13 protein-coding genes are annotated in these 18241 nt (G+C 63.8%); 7 read left to right on the forward strand and 6 right to left on the reverse strand.

From position 1 onward, the window contains the following. Positions 1-60: 60 nt before the first annotated feature. The 4 genes from ACZ89F_RS08330 to ACZ89F_RS08345 form a co-directional block, all read right to left on the reverse strand. A complete protein-coding gene (locus ACZ89F_RS08330) occupies positions 61-807 on the reverse strand; it encodes an NADPH-dependent F420 reductase (RefSeq protein ID WP_476091255.1) in 747 nt (248 codons plus the stop codon). After that, positions 801-1700 (reverse strand): LysR family transcriptional regulator, encoded by a 900-nt coding sequence (locus ACZ89F_RS08335; protein ID WP_109660604.1) that lies wholly within the window; start codon positions 1698-1700, stop codon positions 801-803. The genes ACZ89F_RS08330 and ACZ89F_RS08335 overlap by 7 nt, the downstream gene beginning before the upstream one ends. 128 nt (positions 1701-1828) lie before the next feature. Next, on the reverse strand, positions 1829-4432 hold the full coding sequence (locus ACZ89F_RS08340) for a bifunctional diguanylate cyclase/phosphodiesterase (protein ID WP_476097242.1): 2604 nt from the start codon (positions 4430-4432) through the stop codon (positions 1829-1831). A 218-nt stretch (positions 4433-4650) separates the two neighbouring features. Continuing rightward, entirely contained in the window at positions 4651-5343 is a 693-nt protein-coding gene (locus ACZ89F_RS08345; RefSeq protein ID WP_476091256.1) for a response regulator, read from the reverse strand. 824 nt (positions 5344-6167) lie between these two features. On the opposite strand from ACZ89F_RS08345, the gene ACZ89F_RS08350 reads away from it, so the two are divergent. The 3 genes from ACZ89F_RS08350 to ACZ89F_RS08360 all read left to right on the forward strand — a co-directional run bounded on the left by ACZ89F_RS08350 (position 6168) and on the right by ACZ89F_RS08360 (position 12852). After that, positions 6168-9530: a beta strand repeat-containing protein gene (locus tag ACZ89F_RS08350; RefSeq protein ID WP_476091257.1), complete on the forward strand. Its 3363-nt coding sequence runs from the start codon at positions 6168-6170 to the stop codon at positions 9528-9530. Positions 9531-9744: 214 nt separating this feature from the next. Beyond that, on the forward strand, positions 9745-11547 hold the full coding sequence (locus ACZ89F_RS08355; protein ID WP_476097243.1) for a type I secretion system permease/ATPase: 1803 nt from the start codon (positions 9745-9747) through the stop codon (positions 11545-11547). 9 nt (positions 11548-11556) lie between these two features. Next, on the forward strand, positions 11557-12852 hold the full coding sequence (locus ACZ89F_RS08360; protein WP_476091258.1) for an HlyD family type I secretion periplasmic adaptor subunit: 1296 nt from the start codon (positions 11557-11559) through the stop codon (positions 12850-12852). A 31-nt stretch (positions 12853-12883) separates the two neighbouring features. Here ACZ89F_RS08360 and ACZ89F_RS08365 read toward each other — a convergent pair whose 3' ends face one another. Continuing rightward, complete coding sequence (locus tag ACZ89F_RS08365) at positions 12884-13777, reverse strand: LysR family transcriptional regulator (protein ID WP_476091259.1); 894 nt, start codon at positions 13775-13777, stop codon at positions 12884-12886. 103 nt (positions 13778-13880) lie between these two features. Between ACZ89F_RS08365 and ACZ89F_RS08370 the strand changes: the two genes are divergently transcribed. The 3 genes from ACZ89F_RS08370 to ACZ89F_RS08380 are packed head-to-tail and all read left to right on the forward strand — an operon-like array spanning position 13881 to position 15786. Further along, a complete protein-coding gene (locus ACZ89F_RS08370; protein WP_476091260.1) occupies positions 13881-14639 on the forward strand; it encodes an SDR family oxidoreductase in 759 nt (252 codons plus the stop codon). A 7-nt stretch (positions 14640-14646) separates the two neighbouring features. After that, complete coding sequence (locus tag ACZ89F_RS08375; RefSeq protein WP_476097244.1) at positions 14647-15543, forward strand: SDR family oxidoreductase; 897 nt, start codon at positions 14647-14649, stop codon at positions 15541-15543. 30 nt (positions 15544-15573) lie between these two features. Continuing rightward, positions 15574-15786: a tautomerase family protein gene (locus ACZ89F_RS08380; protein ID WP_127263805.1), complete on the forward strand. Its 213-nt coding sequence runs from the start codon at positions 15574-15576 to the stop codon at positions 15784-15786. A 28-nt stretch (positions 15787-15814) separates the two neighbouring features. On the opposite strand, the gene ACZ89F_RS08385 is transcribed toward ACZ89F_RS08380, so the two are convergent. Beyond that, positions 15815-16768 (reverse strand): AraC family transcriptional regulator, encoded by a 954-nt coding sequence (locus ACZ89F_RS08385; RefSeq protein ID WP_476091261.1) that lies wholly within the window; start codon positions 16766-16768, stop codon positions 15815-15817. A gap of 115 nt (positions 16769-16883) precedes the next feature. Between ACZ89F_RS08385 and ACZ89F_RS08390 the strand changes: the two genes are divergently transcribed. Then, positions 16884-17924 carry an SDR family oxidoreductase gene (locus ACZ89F_RS08390; RefSeq protein WP_476091262.1) on the forward strand — a complete coding sequence of 347 codons (1041 nt, stop codon included), beginning with the start codon at positions 16884-16886 and terminating at the stop codon, positions 17922-17924. Positions 17925-18241: the final 317 nt, after the last annotated feature.

Below are 18241 nucleotides of genomic sequence, written 5' to 3' on the forward strand. Positions count from 1 at the left end.
TTTGTTGCCTTATGTCGCTCTCCGGCCATCGTCGCCGGGGAGCGATGAGTGCCTGGGTTATTAGATGCCGACCCAGGTCGGAGCGATATTGGTGCCTTTGCCCTGGCCATAGCCGAGCCCAATGTTGAGAGCGGCCACGGCTTCAATGTTACGCGACGCTGCTAGGGGACCGGCGACGATGGCCTTGAGGCCGGCTGAATTCACCAGCGCCTCGACCTCGGTGACAGCGTCGGCGTCGTCGCCTGCGAGCAGTACCGTTGCCGGGATGTCGGCGACCTGGCCGCCATTCTGCAGCACCGAGGCAAACAGCGTATTGAATCCTTTAACCACCTTGGCCCGCGGGGCGAGCCGCGCGATTTCTTCCGCGGCGCTGGTCGAAAAGCCGATGGCCAGGCCGGAAAAATCGGCCTTCATGGGATTGGTCAGGTCAACGACGATCTTGCCCGCCAGGTCGCCAGCCGCCTTCACCACTTCGGCCGCGGCGCTGTACGGCACGGCGAGGAAGATGATGTCGGCCTTGGCCACGGCATCCGGGATCGAGGCGGCGGAGACGGTGCCGCTAAAGCCAGCGGCGACCGAAGCGGCCTCCGAGGGATCGCGCGAGCCGAAGACGACGGCGTTGCCGGCGCGTGAAAAGACCGTTGCGAGGCCTTTGGCCATATTGCCGGTACCGATGATTGCGAGTGTCATGTTCTGTGCTCCTGTCAGCTTTGCCCTGCGGCGATGACGGGAATATGCATCTGTTCCGGATCGATTATTATCCAGCAAAATTGCAGAAGATTTCTTCCAAAATGGAAAGTCTACCAACCTTGGTCCCAGGGCGGGCTGTCCTGGAAATGCGAGACCAGGAAATCCACCATCACCCGCACCTTGGCCGCCAGGTGCCGGCCGGTGGTGTAGACGGCCCAGAGAGCCATCGGGTCGGCCTCGTGGTCGGCCAGCACCGGAATGAGCTGGCCGCTCCGAATGCGCTCGCCGGCGACGAAGCTCGGACCCTGCACCAGACCCAGACCGATCGCAGCCGCGGCCGCACAGGCCTCGGCGTTGGAAAAGCGCAGCCGGCCGCGGATTGGCACCGTCAAGCCGTGGGCAAAACGCCAGCTGGCCCCGTCGGCGAAGTTGGTGTCGAGAATGCAGGCGTGTCCGGCAACATCCTCGGGACGATCCGGAGCACCAAATGCCGTGAGATAGGATGATGCTGCCGTCGTCACCAGCCGGATCGGGCAAAGCTTTCGCGCAATGAGGCTGCTGTCGCGCAAGGTGCCGATGCGCAAGGCAAGGTCGAAACCTTCCTCCACCAGATTGACCATGCGATCGGAGAACGACACGTCGAGCTCGATCAGCGGATGCGCCCGCGCGAATTCGGCCAAAAGCGGCGCAAGGACCTGGGTGCCAAAAGTAATCGGCACGGACATGACCAGCCGCCCCCGCGGTTCCCCAGAAGCGCTGCGGATGGTGGAATCGAGTTCGTCCATTTCTTCGAGCAGGCCTTTGATCCGCTCGAAATAGGCGCGGCCGGCTTCCGTGGGCGATACGGAGCGGGTCGTGCGGTGGAGCAACTGCACGCCCAGTTCTTCCTCGAGCCGGGAAACCAGCTTGGACGCCTGGCCCGAACTCACGCCGAGCTTTTGCGCCGCGCCGGACAGGCTGCGGCGCTCAATGACCGCGACGAACATCCGGTCGCATGCCAGTCTGTCCATACTGGGGAACCTCAAGCGCGGAGACTCTTTGAGCACCCACCATAATCGCAAACAGTGCGAAGGGTTTTATGAAATACGGTCGGATCTTGGACGAGTTTCTCGATGGCGATCGGCGCGAAGCGGACAAATTAGCCCGCGGCCAGCCATTTGCGCGACTGGGCGAAGGCCTTGAAGGCCTTGGCCTCCATCGGGCGGCCAAAAAAGTAGCCTTGCAGGATATCGCAGCCAAGCTCTTTCAGGATGCGCGCATGCTCCATCGTCTCGACGCCTTCGGCAACCACTTCGATGCCGAGCGATTTGCCGATCTCGATGATCGACGCAACCAGGTGCCGTTGCGCCATCGAGCCGGTGATGGGCGTGATCAGCTGGCGGTCGATCTTGAGGCGGCGCGGCCGCAGCTTGAGCAGTGAGACGATCGAGGCATAGCCGGTGCCGAAATCGTCGATCTCGATGTCGATGCCGAGATCCTTGATGTGCTCGATGTTCCAGGTGACCAGATCATCGTTCTCGTCGAGGAAGATGGACTCCACCAGTTCGAACGATACGGTTCCCGGCTTGATGGCGAGCTTGCGCAGGCCCTCGATCAGGTCCTTGTCCTCCAGGCGCCTGGCCGAGACGTTGACCGACACGCGCGGGATGTTGAGATGGCTGCGTGACCAACGCTCGAGATTCTCCAGCGCGTGTTTGAGGACGATGCGGTCGATCAGCGCCACGACATTGAGCTCTTCGGCCACCTTCAGGTAGGCGTCTGGGGCCAGGATGCCGCGTTGCGGATGCTTCCAGCGCGACAATGCCTCGACGCCGACGATCTCGAGCGTCCGGGCATCGAACTGCGGCTGGTAGTAAGCGATGAATTCGTTCCGCTCCAGCCCGCTCAGGATCTCATCGGCGATCTGCTTGGTCCGCACGATCTCGCTCTGCAGCTCTTCGTTGAAGAACTCGTAGCGGTTGCGGCCGCGGCTTTTCGCCCGGTAGAGCGCGAGATCGGCGTTGACGAGCAGTTGCCTGGCATCGACGCCGCTGTTGGCGGCAATGCCGATGCTCACTCCGAACCGGCACGGATGGCCGCGATAGTCGACAGGCTGGCGCATTGCCTCGATGATGCGGTCGGCGAGCGCCGAGAGGTGTGCGTCGTCACGCCCATGGCTCACCACGACGAACTCGTCGCCGCCGATGCGCGCAACGAAATCGGCTGCGTCCGCATTGGCCTTGATGACATTCGAGGCATGCATCAGCATGGCATCGCCGGCGGCGTGGCCGAGCGTGTCGTTGATTTGCTTGAAGCGGTCGAGGTCGAGATGCAGCAGCGCCGTATGGCGGTCCGGTTCGCTGTTTTCGACCAGCAGCTCGTCGAGATAGCGGCGGTTTGGCAGGCCGGTCAGCGAATCGTGCAGCGCCGCATACTCAATATGCGCCTTGGCAAGCTTCAGCTCGGCATTCTTCGATTCCGTCAATTGGCGCTCGCGCACAAGGGTCTCGTTGAGCAGCACGTCGCTGGTCACGTCCCATTCGGCGCCGATCAGCTTTGGCGTGCCGTCTATATCCTGGAAGAAGCTGGCGCGCGTGCGCACATGGCGGATCGTGCCGTCGGGGCGCAGCAGCCGGTATTGTGAGGAGTAGAGGCCTTTTTTCGCGGTGGCCAGATCAAAGTCCCGCTGCGCCCGCCCGATGTCGTCGGGATGGATCGTGTGCGCCCAGTCATCATAACCGCGCGGCTTGCCATCGGCTGGCTTGCCGTAGATCTCGTTGACGCGGTCATCCCACAGCATTTTGTTGGTGGCGAGGTCGTGTTCCCATACGCCGATGCCCGAGGCCCCCAGCGCCAGCTCCAGGCGCCCGGACAGGCGTCTGAGCTCGGCATAGTGTTTCTGCCTTTCGCCGAACAGCCGCCCGGCAACGAGGATAGGCAGCACCACCAGCGCGCCAGCGAGCGTCATGAGCGCCCTTAGCAGCCACAAATTCTTCGGAGCGGCCGGCCAGCCACCCTTGGGTATGGCCGAAATCCGCCAGGAGCCTGAAGGCAGCTGCACATCGGCAGACACGGGGTTGCCGGCCACGACATTGTCGCCGCCAAAGAAACGTTCGCCGCCTCCGCCGAGCGCATCCGCGCCGGTGAGCGCGACATCGATGTCGAGTTCGGGGTTGGTCAGCCCGCTCGCCGCGTAGAGCCGGTCGACATCGACCACCGCCGAGACGATGCCCCAGAAGCGGTTGCCGCCGCCCGCCGTCGGCACGAAGACCGGAATGCGGCCGATGAAGCCGCGCCCGCCTTGCGCCAGATTGACCGGCCCCGCAAACACCAGCACGCGCTGGTCGCGCGCCCGAAGCGCTGCCATGCGTTGCGCCTCGTTCTTGCGATAATCGAGCCCGATCGCCTTCTCGTTGCCTTCCATCGGGTACATCAGCGAGATGACGAGGTCGGGCGCGCCGGCGATGTTGCGCAATTGCGATTTCTGCTGGAACAGATTGCGCGCGAGCGAGGCAAATCTCTGCTGGCCCATATAGGGCTCCGTGACGATGGTCGAGACGAGCCCCTGAACAAGCTGGAGATTTCCGCCGATGTTGCCTTCGAGCTTGGCGCGGATGATGTTGACCTTGGCCAGGACATCGGCGCGCGCCAGTTGATCCGAGACCCTGCTGTTCTGCTGGTCGGCAAAGACGGCGCAAGCCAAAAGCACGACAAAAGCGATCGTCGCCGGCAAGTTGGCGGAAGAAAAAACGGCCTGCCTCACGCGGCCGAGACTGAGGTTCGTTGTAACCAATTCGACCCGAATACCTGTCCTGAACAATAGCCCACTGGTCGAATCTAGTAGCAAACGCTTAAATTTGCCCTTCCAGGCTGGCGGGAAGTTTCAGCATCTGCCTATGCTGGTCGAGGCCGCGCTCAGCATGGCTTCGACGACATCGACGCCGTCGCTTCGCGCGAAGAACGCAGGAGCGTAGTGCGCGGCTACGCATCCCTGGCCGGATTTGCAAAACCAAACTGATCGCGAGGGGGGCCGGCACTCGTCGCGATCTGGCCGGCGGCCAGCTGCAAAAGCTGCACGCGCGAGGCGACCTCCAATTTGCGGTAGATGTTGTTCATATGGATCTTCAGCGTGCCTTTCGAGATGCCGATGTCGGACGCGACGCGTTCGTACGGCGTGTCCGTAGCAACCAGTCGGGTGATCTCCATTTCTCGCCTAGTCAGCCGCGACGACAGTTTCTGCCATTTGATCCGGCGCGACGCCTCGTCATGCACGGCCTTGCCGACAATCTCGGCCGGCAGCCAACGGCCGCCGCCTGCGACCTCGTGCAGACATCTGAGCAGCGCCTCGACGGCGGTCTCCTTGAACACGATTCCGGCAACGCCAACCGCGACCGCGTCGTAAAGCTGGGCTTGCGAGGCGCCGACCGTCAGAAGCACGCAAAGCGTCGCAAGGCCCTGCCTGCCGATTTCGGCGGCGATGTCGACACCGCTCAATCCCGGCATGCTGATGTCGAGCACGGCAACATCAGGCACGTCGCGCCGGATCATGGCCATGGCGACAGTGCCGTCCTGCGCCGAGCCGATCACCCGGAAACCGGGGTCGCGGGCAATCAGGTCGGTCAGACCGTGCAGCAACAGCGGATGGTCGTCGGCGACGAAAACCGTGGTGACCATCGTCAGATCGCCAGCAGCCGGCCTTTGGCGCCACGGCTCCACGCCGGAAAATTGCCTGCGATGGGTGGCGGCCTGGGCTCGTGCTCGGTCATGGCGTCTTCTCCCTTTACGTGTCTTCGTGACGCGCCAGTGACTGCTTCTTGCCGGAAGCGAGCATCGCAACCTGGCTCGCAACCCCCGAAGCGTGAAGCCATGTTGACAGAAGCAGTGCGGCTGCGCAAAACATTAGCAGTTGCTTAGTTAATCCCGAAGCGGCACCTCCAGCAAGGCGCGCGACGTCGGACTGAAAGAAGACGACGCTCCGGCCTACCGATGCTGGTCTTCATCTTGACAAATCCGCCGGTTGCGCCAGGAAATTTTCATAAATCCATCGTTAAGCTCACCTGATAAAAATAATTCAATCGATATCGTAGGTCTATTCTTTAAGGCAATAAGCACTTTTCCGAAATTAACGCTGCCTTGCTGTCTATAACCGGGGATATATAGACGGCCGCATTGCAACCTGCGAAATATGGTTTGGGAAATATTAACGTCTGGGCGATCGTTGGGGGTCGTGTAGGGGTTTGGGGCTTTGGGCGTGGGTGTAACAGTCAGTCCGACGACGGGCCAGTTCCGTCCGGGGATAGCTGTGTCTGGCGATCGAGAAGTAGTCTTCCCGCCCGCCCTTTCCCTGTTCAAGGCTTTTGTCACGAAACGATTGCTCGCCGGCCTGGCCGTGTTTTGCGGACGGCCGAACGCTCTGCGTTGCAAACAGGTTTGGGTAGTCAGCCGCCTTGCGCGGCCAACAAGGGAACGCGCCTGCGGGCGTAGGAGGAGTTGAGAAAATGGCCACAGAAATCGATCTGACCGGTGCAACCACCTCGGATACATTGACCGATGGCACCATTTTTGCGGCCGCACCTCAAGGTGACGCCGGTACAGGCAACTACGATACGTTCCTTGTGCTTGGCGCGCAGGGTACGGAGAGTGGCTTCAACACGGATGGAACTCCACTGCCGCTGAATGACGGCCAGCAGGAGCACACCAACGCGCTTCTGTTGAGCAACATGCAGGTGGTGACCTTAGAAGGCCACGATTATTACGTGTTCAAGCTCGACGCCAATGAGCCTAATAGCGACAAGGGATCGTTGCTGTCCCTCAATTCATTGCAGATCTATTCGGCCTCAGATCCAAATATCACCAGCCTCCCGACGCTTCAGGGCCAGCAATTGCTTTATAATATGGATGGGAACGTCACCGACGGCGACGTAACCGTTGACTTGAATGCCGGCAAGAACGCCCCCGCAGGCAGTGGCCAAGGCGATCTGTTCGTCTATATCCCCACCAGCTTCTTCGCGAACGCAAGCGGGAACTATGTCTATCTGTATTCGACCTTCGGCACTCCCAACCAATCGGACGGTGGGTTTGAGGAGTGGGGGGTTATCACCAAGGCCAGTGTCGACCACGCTCCAACGGTCGCGATCGAGAAGACGGCCGATCCGGCCTCGATCGACGAAGGCGACGCGACGGCCGTCACCTACACCTACAAGGTGACAAACACGAGCGCGGACGGAGCCGCCGATCCGCTGACGCTGACCTCGCTGGTCGACGACAATGCGACGCCGGGAAGTCCGGGCGACGACATCAACCTGCTCGACGGCTTCGTGGCCAACAGCACGCACGGCACCCACTACGTGTCCGGCGATGCCGACAACGACTATCTTGTCGACAGCAACGAAACCTGGACGTTCAATGCGACCGTCAACATCGCCGCGCACGATGCTGGAAGCAGCATCGTCAACACGGTGGTGGTGCATGCTCATGACGACGACAGCCTCACCGACGTGACCGCCAACGACACGGCGACCGTGACGGTGACGGATGTCGCGCCGTCGATCGCCATCGATAAGACGGCGGATACGGTCTCGATTAATGAGGGCGCGTCCGGCGATGTCACCTACACCTACAAGGTGACGAACACGAGCCCGGCCGGTGCGTTCGATCCGCTGACGCTGACCTCGCTGGTCGACGACAATGCGACGCCGGGAAGCCCGGGCGACGACATCAACCTGCTCGACGGCTTCGTGACCGGCAGCACGCACGGCACCCACTACGTGTCCGGCGATGCCGACAACGACTATCTTGTCGACAGCGACGAGACCTGGACCTTCAACGCGACCGTCAACATCGCCGCGCACAATGCCGGCAGCATCGTCAACACGGTGGTGGTGCATGGCCATGACGACGACAGCCTCACCGACGTGACCGCCAACGACACGGCGACCGTGACGGTGACGGATGTCGCGCCGTCGATCGCCATCGATAAGACGGCGGATACGGTCTCGATTAATGAGGGCGCGTCCGGCGATGTCACCTACACCTACAAGGTGACGAACACGAGCCCGGCCGGTGCGTTCGATCCGCTGACGCTGACCTCGCTGGTCGACGACAATGCGACGCCGGGAAGCCCGGGCGACGACATCAACCTGCTCGACGGCTTCGTGACCGGCAGCACGCACGGCACCCACTACGTGTCCGGCGATGCCGACAACGACTATCTTGTCGACAGCGACGAGACCTGGACCTTCAACGCGACCGTCAACATCGCCGCGCACAATGCCGGCAGCATCGTCAACACGGTGGTGGTGCATGCCCATGACGACGACAGCCTCACCGACGTGACCGCCAACGACACGGCGACCGTGACGGTGACGGATGTCGCGCCGTCGATCGCCATCGATAAGACGGCGGATACGGTCTCGATTAATGAGGGCGCGTCCGGCGATGTCACCTACACCTACAAGGTGACGAACACGAGCCCGGCCGGTGCGCTCGATCCGCTGACGCTGACCTCGCTGGTCGACGACAATGCGACGCCGGGAAGCCCGGGCGACGACATCAACCTGCTCGACGGCTTCGTGGCCAACAGCACGCACGGCACCCACTACGTGTCCGGCGATGCCGACAACGACTATCTTGTCGACAGCGACGAGACCTGGACCTTCAACGCGACCGTCAACATCGCCGCGCACAATGCCGGCAGCATCGTCAACACGGTCGTGGTGCATGCCCATGACGACGACAGCCTCACCGACGTGACCGCTAACGACACGGCGACCGTGACGGTGACGGATGTCGCGCCATCGATCGCCATCGATAAGACTGTCGATGCCAATCATGATGGCATCTTCCATTCTTCCGAGACCGTTCAGTCAGGGGCACAGAACGCCACCTATCACTATGCGATAACCAACACGAGCCCGGCCGGCGCGCTCGACCCGTTGACGCTGACTTCGCTTGTCGATGACAACGGCACGGCGAATACCGGCGACGACATCAATCTGCTCAGCGGCTTCGTGGCCAACAGCTCGCACGGCACCCACTATGTGTCCGGCGATAGCAATGGCGACTACCTGGTCGACAGCACCGAGACCTGGGTCTTCGAAGCGACCAGCGCCTTCAACCTGGCTCCGAATGCCGCCTCCAGAACCAACACCGTGGAAGTCGCCGCTCATGACGATGACAGTCTGAATGAGGTCACCGCCCAGGACACCGCAACTGTATCGTCGTTCGCCGGCCCCGGGGTGCGCACGCCAGGGTTCTGGAGCAATCTCGGCAAGTCGTTCTGGGACGGGGTTGCGGGTGCCGACAAATCAGGCCCGAACTTCGCCTCGGGCGAACTGCGCTACGTTGTCGATGCCGATCACAACGGAAGCCTGGATGCAGGTAAACCCGGTCTTCTGATCGGAGACTACAATAAGAACGGATTGAGTGACGCCGGGGAAGACACGTTCTTCATCTCCTATGCCGATGCGCTCAAGGTGATTGATGCATCCTCCAAGGACTTGCAGGATACGCGCTTTGTGCTTGCCCGCGACGCGGTGGCCACCTGGCTCAACTTCCTCGCCGGGAATCCGATCGGCGATGCTGACGATGCCAACAGCCCGCACAAGTATCTCGACCAGGCGATCGACTGGCTGCAGGTGACGAATGGCGGGAACTCTTCCTCTCAGTTCGAGGATTGGGGTGGCGGGACCGCGGTGAAGGCGAGCACTGCAGCCTGGAACGTCGGACTGGATGCTGAGTCTCTCACCGCCGGATCCGAACTTGCCGGAAACCTCATCCACCAGGAGCTCGATTTCTACAACAACACCGGCATGACGTTCCAAGGGGCGATATTGCACATCTACGCCAATGATGGCGGCTGATCAGGAAGCGCTCGGCATGACACCGCTGATCAGATTTCTCAGGCTCATCATCGGCGCCAGCGTGTTTACGCTTGTATTGGGCGGAGTCGAACTGACAGCGCTGGAAAGCAGCACACGCTGGGCGATTCTTGGGGGAACGCTCGGCGTGCTGCTTTTGCTCCATGTATGGAGCTCTCCTCGGCGCGGGACCGCTGACGATCCGCGCCCGGCTCGCATGTCCGACGGCAAGCCACAGTCGGGGAGGGCAAAGCGGCAAGGGGCGCGACCCTCCGAACTCGCGGCCGCATTGGCCGCGTGCCGTTCAGCCCTCGCTTCGGTCGCGCTTTTCAGCGGCGTGCTCAACGTGCTGATGCTCGCCGGCTCGCTCTACATGCTCGAAGTCTACGATCGCGTGCTGCCGAGCCGCAGCGTGCCGACGCTCATCGGCCTCAGCGTGCTCGTCGCAATCCTTTATGCCGGGCAGGGCGTGCTCGATTTCATCCGCGGCCGCATCCTGGTGCGCATCGGCGGTGCGCTTGACGAGGCGCTCGGCGCCCGCGTCTATTCGAGCGTCCTCAAGCTGCCGCTCAAGGTCGGGCGCAATGGCGACAGCATGCAGCCGGTGCGCGACCTCGACAGCGTGCGCAATTTCCTGTCGGGCACCGGTCCCACCGCACTGTTCGATCTGCCATGGCTGCCGCTCTATCTGGCCATTATCTTCATGTTCCACGTGCTTCTCGGCCTGACCGCCCTGGTCGGGGCGATCGTGCTGGTGCTCTTGACGGTCTATGCCGAGCGGCTGACGCGCAAGCCGGTCACCTCCGGCACCCAGGCCGGCATCGTCCGCAACGGCCTGACCACGGTCGGCAACCGCAATGCGGAAGTCATCGCGGCACTCGGCATGGGCGGCCGGATGGCGAAGCGATGGGAGGAGGCCAATCGCGACTATCTGGCCGAGCAGCGCAGCGTCAGCGATATCGCCGGCGGCTTCGGCGCCGTGTCCAAGGTGCTGCGCATGCTGCTGCAATCGGCGATGCTCGGCGTCGGCGCCTGGCTGGTGATCGAGCAGCAGGCGACGGCCGGCATCATCATCACCGCGTCGATCCTGAGCGGTCGCGCGCTGGCGCCCGTCGATATGGTCATCGCCAACTGGAAAGGTTTCCTGACAGCGCGGCAAGGCTGGCAGCGGCTGAACAGGATTCTCGCCTCCGTGCCGGCCGACGCCGAGCCGATGGCGATGCCGACCCCGAACCGCCACGTTTTCATGCAGGTCGTCAGCGTCGCGGCGCCCGGCACGCAGCGGCTGCTGGTGCAGGATGCCAGCTTTGCGCTGGAGGCTGGACACGCCGTCGGCATCATCGGCCCTAGCGGTTCGGGCAAGTCGACGCTGGTCAGGGCGCTTGTCGGGGTCTGGCAGCCGGCCGCCGGCAGGATTCGGCTCGACGGCGCCGATCTCGACCAATGGTCGCCGGAGGATCGCGGCCGCTTCGTCGGCTATCTGCCGCAGGACGTCGAGCTGTTTGCCGGCTCGATTGCCGAAAACATTGCCCGTTTCGAGTCCGACGCAGATCCCGCGTTGATCATCGCCGCCGCCAACGCAGCCGGCGCGCATGATCTCATCGTCGGTTTCCGTGACGGTTACGAGACGCAGATCGGCGAACTCGGCGAGGCCATCTCGGCCGGCCAGCGCCAGCGCATCGCGCTGGCCCGCGCGCTCTATCGCGATCCTTTCCTGGTGGTGCTTGACGAACCGAACTCCAACCTCGACGCCGAAGGCGAGCAGGCGCTGTTCCAGGCGATTGTCTCCGTGCGGCAGCGCGGCGGCATCGTCGCGCTCGTGGCGCACCGTCCAAGCGCGCTCGTCACGGTCGACTTCGTCCTTGCCATGAACCAGGGCCGCGTCCAGGCGTTCGGTCTCAAGGAAGACGTCCTCAACAAGCTGTTTCCGCGGCCGCAACCAGTGACTGCCGTGCCACACCTCAGGCTCGCCACCGAAGAGCCGGCGCCGCGGCCTGGCGTGGCAGCGGCTGGTGAATGAGGCTCCACGATGCTTAGCTCCTCCCACCAATCCATTCGAGGCTACATGCGTTTAGGCCTCATTGCGGTCGCTCTGCTGGTCGGCGGCGTCGGCGGCTGGGCCTCGCTGACCCGGATTTCGGGAGCGGTCATCGCATCGGGGGTTCTCGTCGTCGATTCCCACGTCAAGGACGTGCAGCATTCGACCGGCGGCATCGTCGGCGAGATCGCCGCGCGGGACGGCGACCGTGTCAAGCGCGGCGCGCTGCTTGTGCGGCTCGACCCGACCATGCCGGCGGCCAATCTGGCCGTCGTCACCAAGGCCCTCGACCAATTGTCGGCACGCGAGGCGCGCCTCGAAGCCGAACGCCAGGGCGCCGACGCCATTGCCTTCCCGCAGGACCTTGTCGATCGCCGCGGCGATGCGGCGATCGCCGAGATCATTGCCGGCGAGGAGCAGGTGTTCGAGACGCGGCGGGCGGCTCGTTCCGGTCAGAAGAGCCAGTTGCAGGAGCGCATCCTCCAGCTGCAGAAGGAGATCGGCGGCGACACGGCCCAGGCGGATGCCAAGTCGCAGGAAATCGCGCTTGTCGAGGAGGAACTGGGCAGCATACGCGCGCTGTGGAAAAAGCGGCTGATCTCGATCGACCGCCTGACCGCGATGGAGCGCGAGTCAGCACGGCTCGACGGCGAGCGCGGCCAATTGACGGCGGCGCTGGCGCAGGCCCAGGGCAAGATCGCCGAGATCAATTTGCAGATCATCCAGATCGATCTCGAGCTCAGCACCGACGTCAACAAGGATCTGCGTGAGATCGACAGCAAGGTCGGCGAACTGACGGAGCGCAAGATCGCCGCCGAGGACCAGCTCAAGCGCATCGACATCCGCGCGCCGCAGGACGGCGTCGTGCAGCAGTCCATCACCCATACGATCGGCGGCGTCATCACTCCTGGACAGACGATCATGCAGATCGTGCCCGACAGTGACAGCCTGACCGTCGAGGCCAAGATCGCGCCGAGCGACATCGACCAGCTCTGGATCGGCCAGCCGGCGGCGCTGCGCTTCTCGGCCTTCAATCAGCGCACCACGCCGCAAATCAACGGCACGGTCGAACGGACCTCGCCGGACACCACGACCGACCAGCGCACCGGCATCAGCTACTACACCGTCCGCATCTCGACCACGACCTCCGAAGTGGCGCGCCTCGGCGAGGTCAAGCTGGTTCCGGGCATGCCGGTCGAATCCTTCATCAAGACCGCCGACCGGACCGTGATCTCCTACCTCGTCAAGCCGCTGCAGGACCAGATCAGCCGCGCCTTCAGGGAATGAGCGAACGCTCGGGCCCCTTCGATCCTTACCCCTACAGGTTCGCCTCGGCGAAGATGTGCGACGCCCAGTCGAGGAAGACGCGAAGGCGTGGCGAGAGCTGTCTGTTCTGCGGGTAAAGCGCCGACAGCGGCGTCGGCGATGGCGGGTAGTCGGCCAGAACCTCGACGAGCGTGCCATCGGCGAGATCCTTCTCGAAGCGATAGCGCGGCGCCTGGATGAGGCCGAGGCCAAGCCGCGCCAGATCGGCGGCGGTGTCGGAATTGTTGGCCGCCACGCGCCCCGGCAGCCTGACTTCAAGGGTCTTGCCGGCGACAGTGAATTCGAACGGAACGGTCTCGCCGGTGCGCGACGAGACAAAGCCCACCGCCTGGTGGCCATCGAGCGCGTCGGGGGAGGCGGGTGTGCCGTGGCGCTCAAGATAGGCGGGACTGGCGCAGGTCATCTCGCGGATGACAGCCAGGCGGCGCATGATCATGCCGCTGTCGGGCGGCTCGCCGACGCGGATGACGCAGTCGACGCCTTCGCGCACGAGATCGACCAGCCGGTCGCTCTGGCCGATCTGCAGGTCGATGCGCGGATACCGGGCGAGGAACTGCGGCAGGCGCGGCAAAAGGAAGGTGCGGGTGAGCAGCGTGCTGGCGTCGATGCGCAGCAGGCCGAAAGGCTCGGCGTTGCGGAAGGCGGCCTCGGCATCCTCGATCTCGGCCAGGATCGACAGGCAGCGCCGGTAATAGGCTTCGCCGTCCTGCGTGGCGTTCACCTGCCGCGTCGTCCGTTCCAGAAGCCGCGCGCCGAGATGCTCTTCCAGCCGCCGGATCGCTTCCGTCGCGGTTGAACGCGCCAGGCCGAGATCGGCCGCGGCAGCGGTGAAGCTGCGCCGCTCCAGAACGCGAACAAAGAGCCGCATCGTGTCCAGTCGATCCATGGTCTTTGTTCGCAGTTTCCGAATAGTGATGTCAATAGGCGGCTGATTATCCGGAATGCGGCTTGTCCTATATCCGTGTCACCAACAACACGGAGACACTTCCATGACATCCAATCAAACAAGTACGGGTGACCAAACCAGAACGGCGATCGTGACCGGCGCCTCCAAGGGCATCGGTGCCGCCATCGCACAGCGGCTCGCCCGCGACGGCGTCGCCGTCGTCGTCAACTATGCAAGGGGCCGCGCGGAGGCCGAAGAGCTGGTGCGCCGCATCGAAGCCGGCGGCGGCAAGGCGATCGCCGTTCAGGCCGATATCGCCGATCCGAACGGCATCGCGACGCTGTTCGACGCCGGCGAGAAGGCGTTCGGCGGCATCGACATCCTTGTCAACAATGCCGGCATCATGAAGACTTCGCCGATCGCGCAGACCGACGATGCTTCGTTCGACACGCAGATCGCGATCAATCTCGGCGGCGTTTTCCGCGGCATGCGGGAAGGTGCGCGCCGGCTTCGCGACGGCGGCCGCATCGTCAACTTCTCCAGCAGCGTCGTTGGCCTCTACCAGCCGGGCTACGGCGTCTACGCCGCCACCAAGGCGGGCGTCGAGGCGATGACCCACATCCTGGCCAAGGAGCTTGGCGCGCGCCGCATCACCGTCAACGCGGTGGCGCCCGGGCCGATCGAGACCGCCCTGTTCACGGACGGCAAGAGCGAGGCCCAGATCGAGGCCATCGGCAAGATGATCCCGCTCGGCCGGCTTGGCCAGCCTGACGACATTGCCGGGCTGGTCTCGTTCCTGGCCGGGCCGGACAGCTTCTGGGTCAACGGACAAATCATCCGCGCCAATGGCGGCGTGGTCTGAGGAGATAATCATGCAAAAGACAATCCTGATCACCGGTGCTTCCAGCGGCTTCGGCGCGATGACCGCACGCGCCCTGGCTGGAGCAGGCCACACGGTCTATGCCTCGATGCGCGACCCCTTGGCGCGTGGCGGCGCGGCAGCCGCCGAGATGGAAAAGTTCGCTCGCGACGAGGGCCTGGCGCTCAAGCCGATCGCGCTCGACGTCACCTCGGACGCTTCGGCCGAGGCGGCTGTCCGACAGATCCTCAGCGAGGCCGGCCGGCTCGACGTGCTGATCCACAATGCCGGGCACATGGGGTTCGGATCGACCGAGGCGTTCTTGCCCGAGCAGCTGGCGCAGCTCTATGACGTCAACGTCGTCGGCACGCAGCGCGTCAACCGTGCGGCCTTGCCGCACATGCGCTCGCTCGGCCGGGGACAGATGATCTGGGTCGGTTCGAGCAGCACGCGCGGCGGCACGCCACCGTTCCTGGCGCCCTATTTCGCGGCCAAGGCCGGTATGGATGCGCTGGCGCAGAGCTATGCGCTGGAACTCGCCCGCTTCGGCATCGAAACGACGATCGTCGTGCCGGGCGCCTTCACCAAGGGCACCGAGCATTTCCACAATGCCGCGGCACCCGCCGACGCCGAACGCGCCGACGCCTACTGGTCCGGTCCCTATGCCGGTGCCGATCAGCAGGCGCTGAAGGGGCTGGCCGCACTGGAGCCGGCGGATGCCGATCCAGCTGATATCGCGGCGGCCATCGTCGATCTCGTGGCGATGCCGCATGGGCGGCGGCCGCTGCGCGTGCACATCGACCCGTCCGACGATGGCGCCGCGATCGTCAACGGCGTTGCCGACCGCGTGCGCGCGCAACTGATGGAACGGATCGGCCTTGCCGACCTGCTCCATCCCAAAGCCTGAAATCCATCCTCAAAAGCAAGGAACACGATCATGCCATTCGCCAACATCAAGATGCCGCAGGCCGCTCTCTCCAAGGCGCAGAAGGAAGACCTCATCCATCGAACCACAGCCATGTTCGTCGACTTTTTCGGCGAGGGTGTGCGCCCGTACACGATGGTGCTGGTGGAAGAGGTCGCCGATGGCGGCTATGGCCGTGCGGACGAAGTGTTCGTTGTGCCGGAGGCCTATCGCGCGAAGGAGTAGGAATCTATCCCGGAAGAGGGCTGCGCTCTCAGGACACCAGGCTCAGTGGTTGCGATGCCTGGTCATCCGGGCGGGCTTGCCTGGCCATGCGGTAGCGTTTGGGGGCGCTGCCGGTGACGCGCTTGAAGGCGTTGCTGAAGGCGCTTTCCGAGGTGTAGCCGAGCGAGCGGGCGAGCACCGCCACTGGCATGTCTTCTTCGCGCAAGGCGCGTTCGGCCAGATGCATGCGCCATTCCGTCAGGTAGGTGAGCGGCGCCACGCCTGCGGTCTGCCTGAAATGGAAGGCGAAACTGGTGCGCGACATGGCCGCTGCCCTGGCGAGTTCCTCGAGATGCCAGACGCGGCCGGGATCGCCATGCATGAGGCGGAGCGCCGGCGCCAGACGCGGGTCGGCGAGCGCGCGCAGCCAGCCGGCGGGCATCAGGTCCGATGTCTGCAGATGCGCCCGCAACACCTGGATGAACAGCAACTGGGCGAGTTGCGCCGAGGCAAGACTTGATCCCGGCTGGCCATCCGCCTGCTCGCGCACCAGCTGGTCGAGAATCCAGCGCAGGATCGTCGCCTGCGGCGATGATGCCTGAATGTGGATCCATGGCGGCAGCACATCGGCCAGCAGCCGCCCGCTCGCCTGGTCGAGAAGGACATGGCCGCCAATATGCGCGAAGTCGCTGCCGTCGCCGAGCTGCGCGATCTTGCAGCCGGCGAACACCGCCATTGCATCGAGCGGCGCGACCGCGAGGTTGCTGGCGAGAATGAAGGCGCGCCGTGAGGCGAGCAGCAGCACGTCGCCGGTTTGTGCATGCACCGGCTCGTCCTCGCCCTCGAGGCGGATCCAGCAATCGCCCTTCACGACGGCAAAGAACTTGATCTTGTCGGGTGCCGGAAAGCGCAGCGCCCATGGCCCGCCGGCGGTGAAGCCGCCTGTCACCATGGTTTGCGCGCTGGTGAATTTGAGGATGTCGGAGAAGGGATCAGCGGTCATTTTCGTACTCTCACGCAATTTATGCGGATTTTCAAGCATTCACAATCCGAATAGCTGGGCTTAGCTGATGGTCAACAAATGGCCGCCTCGACGGTGGGGATATCAGGAGACCGACATGAATGACGAATTGGTGCTGGTGACCGGCGGCTCCGGCTTCATTGCCTCTCACTGCATCCTGAAGCTGCTCGACGCCGGCTATCGCGTGCGCACGACAGTGCGATCGCTTGCGCGAGAAACCGAGGTGCGCGCGATGCTCAGGGAAGGCGGCGCTGAACCCGGCGACCGGCTGTCCTTCGTTACCGCGGACCTGTCCGCGGATGCGGGTTGGGCGGCGGCGGTGGCCGGCTGTACCTATGTGCTGCATGGCGCCTCGCCGACGCCGTCGGGCAGCCAGACGCGCGAGGAGGATTGGGTGAGGCCGGCCGTCGACGGCGTGCTGCGGGTGCTGCGCGCTTCACGCGATGCCGGTGTGCGGCGCGTGGTGCTGACCTCGGCCATCGGGGCAGTCGCCATGGGCCATAAGCCGCAGACAAGGCCGTTCAACGAGACGGACTGGTCCGACCTCAGCGGCGCTATCGCCCCCTACCAGAAATCGAAAACGCTGTCGGAACGTGCCGCCTGGGATTTCATCGTCCGCGAAGGCGGCGGCTTGGAACTGTCGGTCGTCGATCCGGTCGCTGTGCTTGGCCCGGTTCTGAGCGCAGACTTCTCGCATTCGATCGGGCTGATCAAGCGGCTGATGGACGGCATGCCCGGCTGTCCCAAAGTCAATTCCGGCTTTGTCGATGTGCGCGATCTTGCCGATCTGCATCTGCTGGCGATGACCCACCCGGCCGCCAAGGGCGAGCGCTTCATCGGCATTTCTGGCAACAGCTTGTGGATGCTCGATGTCGCCAAAGTGCTGCGGCAGCACTTTGGCGAGGCGGCGGCCAAGGTGCCGACAAGGGAGATCCCCAATTGGGTGATCCGCCTGCTGGCGTTGCGTGGCGATCCGACGACGAAGATGCTGGCCAGGCATCTCGGCGTGATGATGAATGCCACCAGCGAGAAGGCGACGCGTCTGCTCGGCTGGACGCCGCGCCCGACCGAGGATGCGATTGTCGCCACGGCCGAGAGTTTGCTGCGGCTGGGTTTGGTGGGTGAGGAGCGGGGTTAGGCGAGGGGCCGAGACATCGAGGTGGTAGGGCCGGAGCGAGGCGCTGAAGCTTCCAATCTCCCTCGTGGGGGAGATGCCCGGCAGGGCAGAGGGAGGGCAGAGGGGGCGCTGTCCCGCCGACCTGTCCTGCAACCAATGTGCTCCGCTTGTTCTACCGCCTCGGCTTGACGCACTTCTCAGGACACCGTTGCTCGGCCTTGGTGGTGGATAAACGAGGTTGGTTCTCTACGGCGCCCCCCTCTGTCCTGCCGGACATCTCCCCCACGGGGGGAGATCGGCAGTTCGGGTGCCTGGGAGTCGTTGGAACTGGTCACCTG

This window comes from Mesorhizobium sp. USDA 3734, assembly GCF_056279665.1.

What these genes read in the sequence shown, in the direction of transcription:
- ACZ89F_RS08345 (WP_476091256.1), bottom strand. Translation starts at nt 5,343, where the DNA reads ATGGTCACCACGGTTTTCGTCGCCGACGACCATCCGCTGTTGCTGCAC.
- ACZ89F_RS08360 (WP_476091258.1), top strand. Translation starts at nt 11,557, where the DNA reads ATGCTTAGCTCCTCCCACCAATCCATTCGAGGCTACATGCGTTTAGGC.
- ACZ89F_RS08365 (WP_476091259.1), bottom strand. Translation starts at nt 13,777, where the DNA reads ATGGATCGACTGGACACGATGCGGCTCTTTGTTCGCGTTCTGGAGCGG.
- ACZ89F_RS08355 (WP_476097243.1), top strand. Translation starts at nt 9,745, where the DNA reads ATGTCCGACGGCAAGCCACAGTCGGGGAGGGCAAAGCGGCAAGGGGCG.
- ACZ89F_RS08380 (WP_127263805.1), top strand. Translation starts at nt 15,574, where the DNA reads ATGCCATTCGCCAACATCAAGATGCCGCAGGCCGCTCTCTCCAAGGCG.
- ACZ89F_RS08370 (WP_476091260.1), top strand. Translation starts at nt 13,881, where the DNA reads ATGACATCCAATCAAACAAGTACGGGTGACCAAACCAGAACGGCGATC.
- ACZ89F_RS08350 (WP_476091257.1), top strand. Translation starts at nt 6,168, where the DNA reads ATGGCCACAGAAATCGATCTGACCGGTGCAACCACCTCGGATACATTG.
- ACZ89F_RS08335 (WP_109660604.1), bottom strand. Translation starts at nt 1,700, where the DNA reads ATGGACAGACTGGCATGCGACCGGATGTTCGTCGCGGTCATTGAGCGC.
- ACZ89F_RS08385 (WP_476091261.1), bottom strand. Translation starts at nt 16,768, where the DNA reads ATGACCGCTGATCCCTTCTCCGACATCCTCAAATTCACCAGCGCGCAA.
- ACZ89F_RS08390 (WP_476091262.1), top strand. Translation starts at nt 16,884, where the DNA reads ATGAATGACGAATTGGTGCTGGTGACCGGCGGCTCCGGCTTCATTGCC.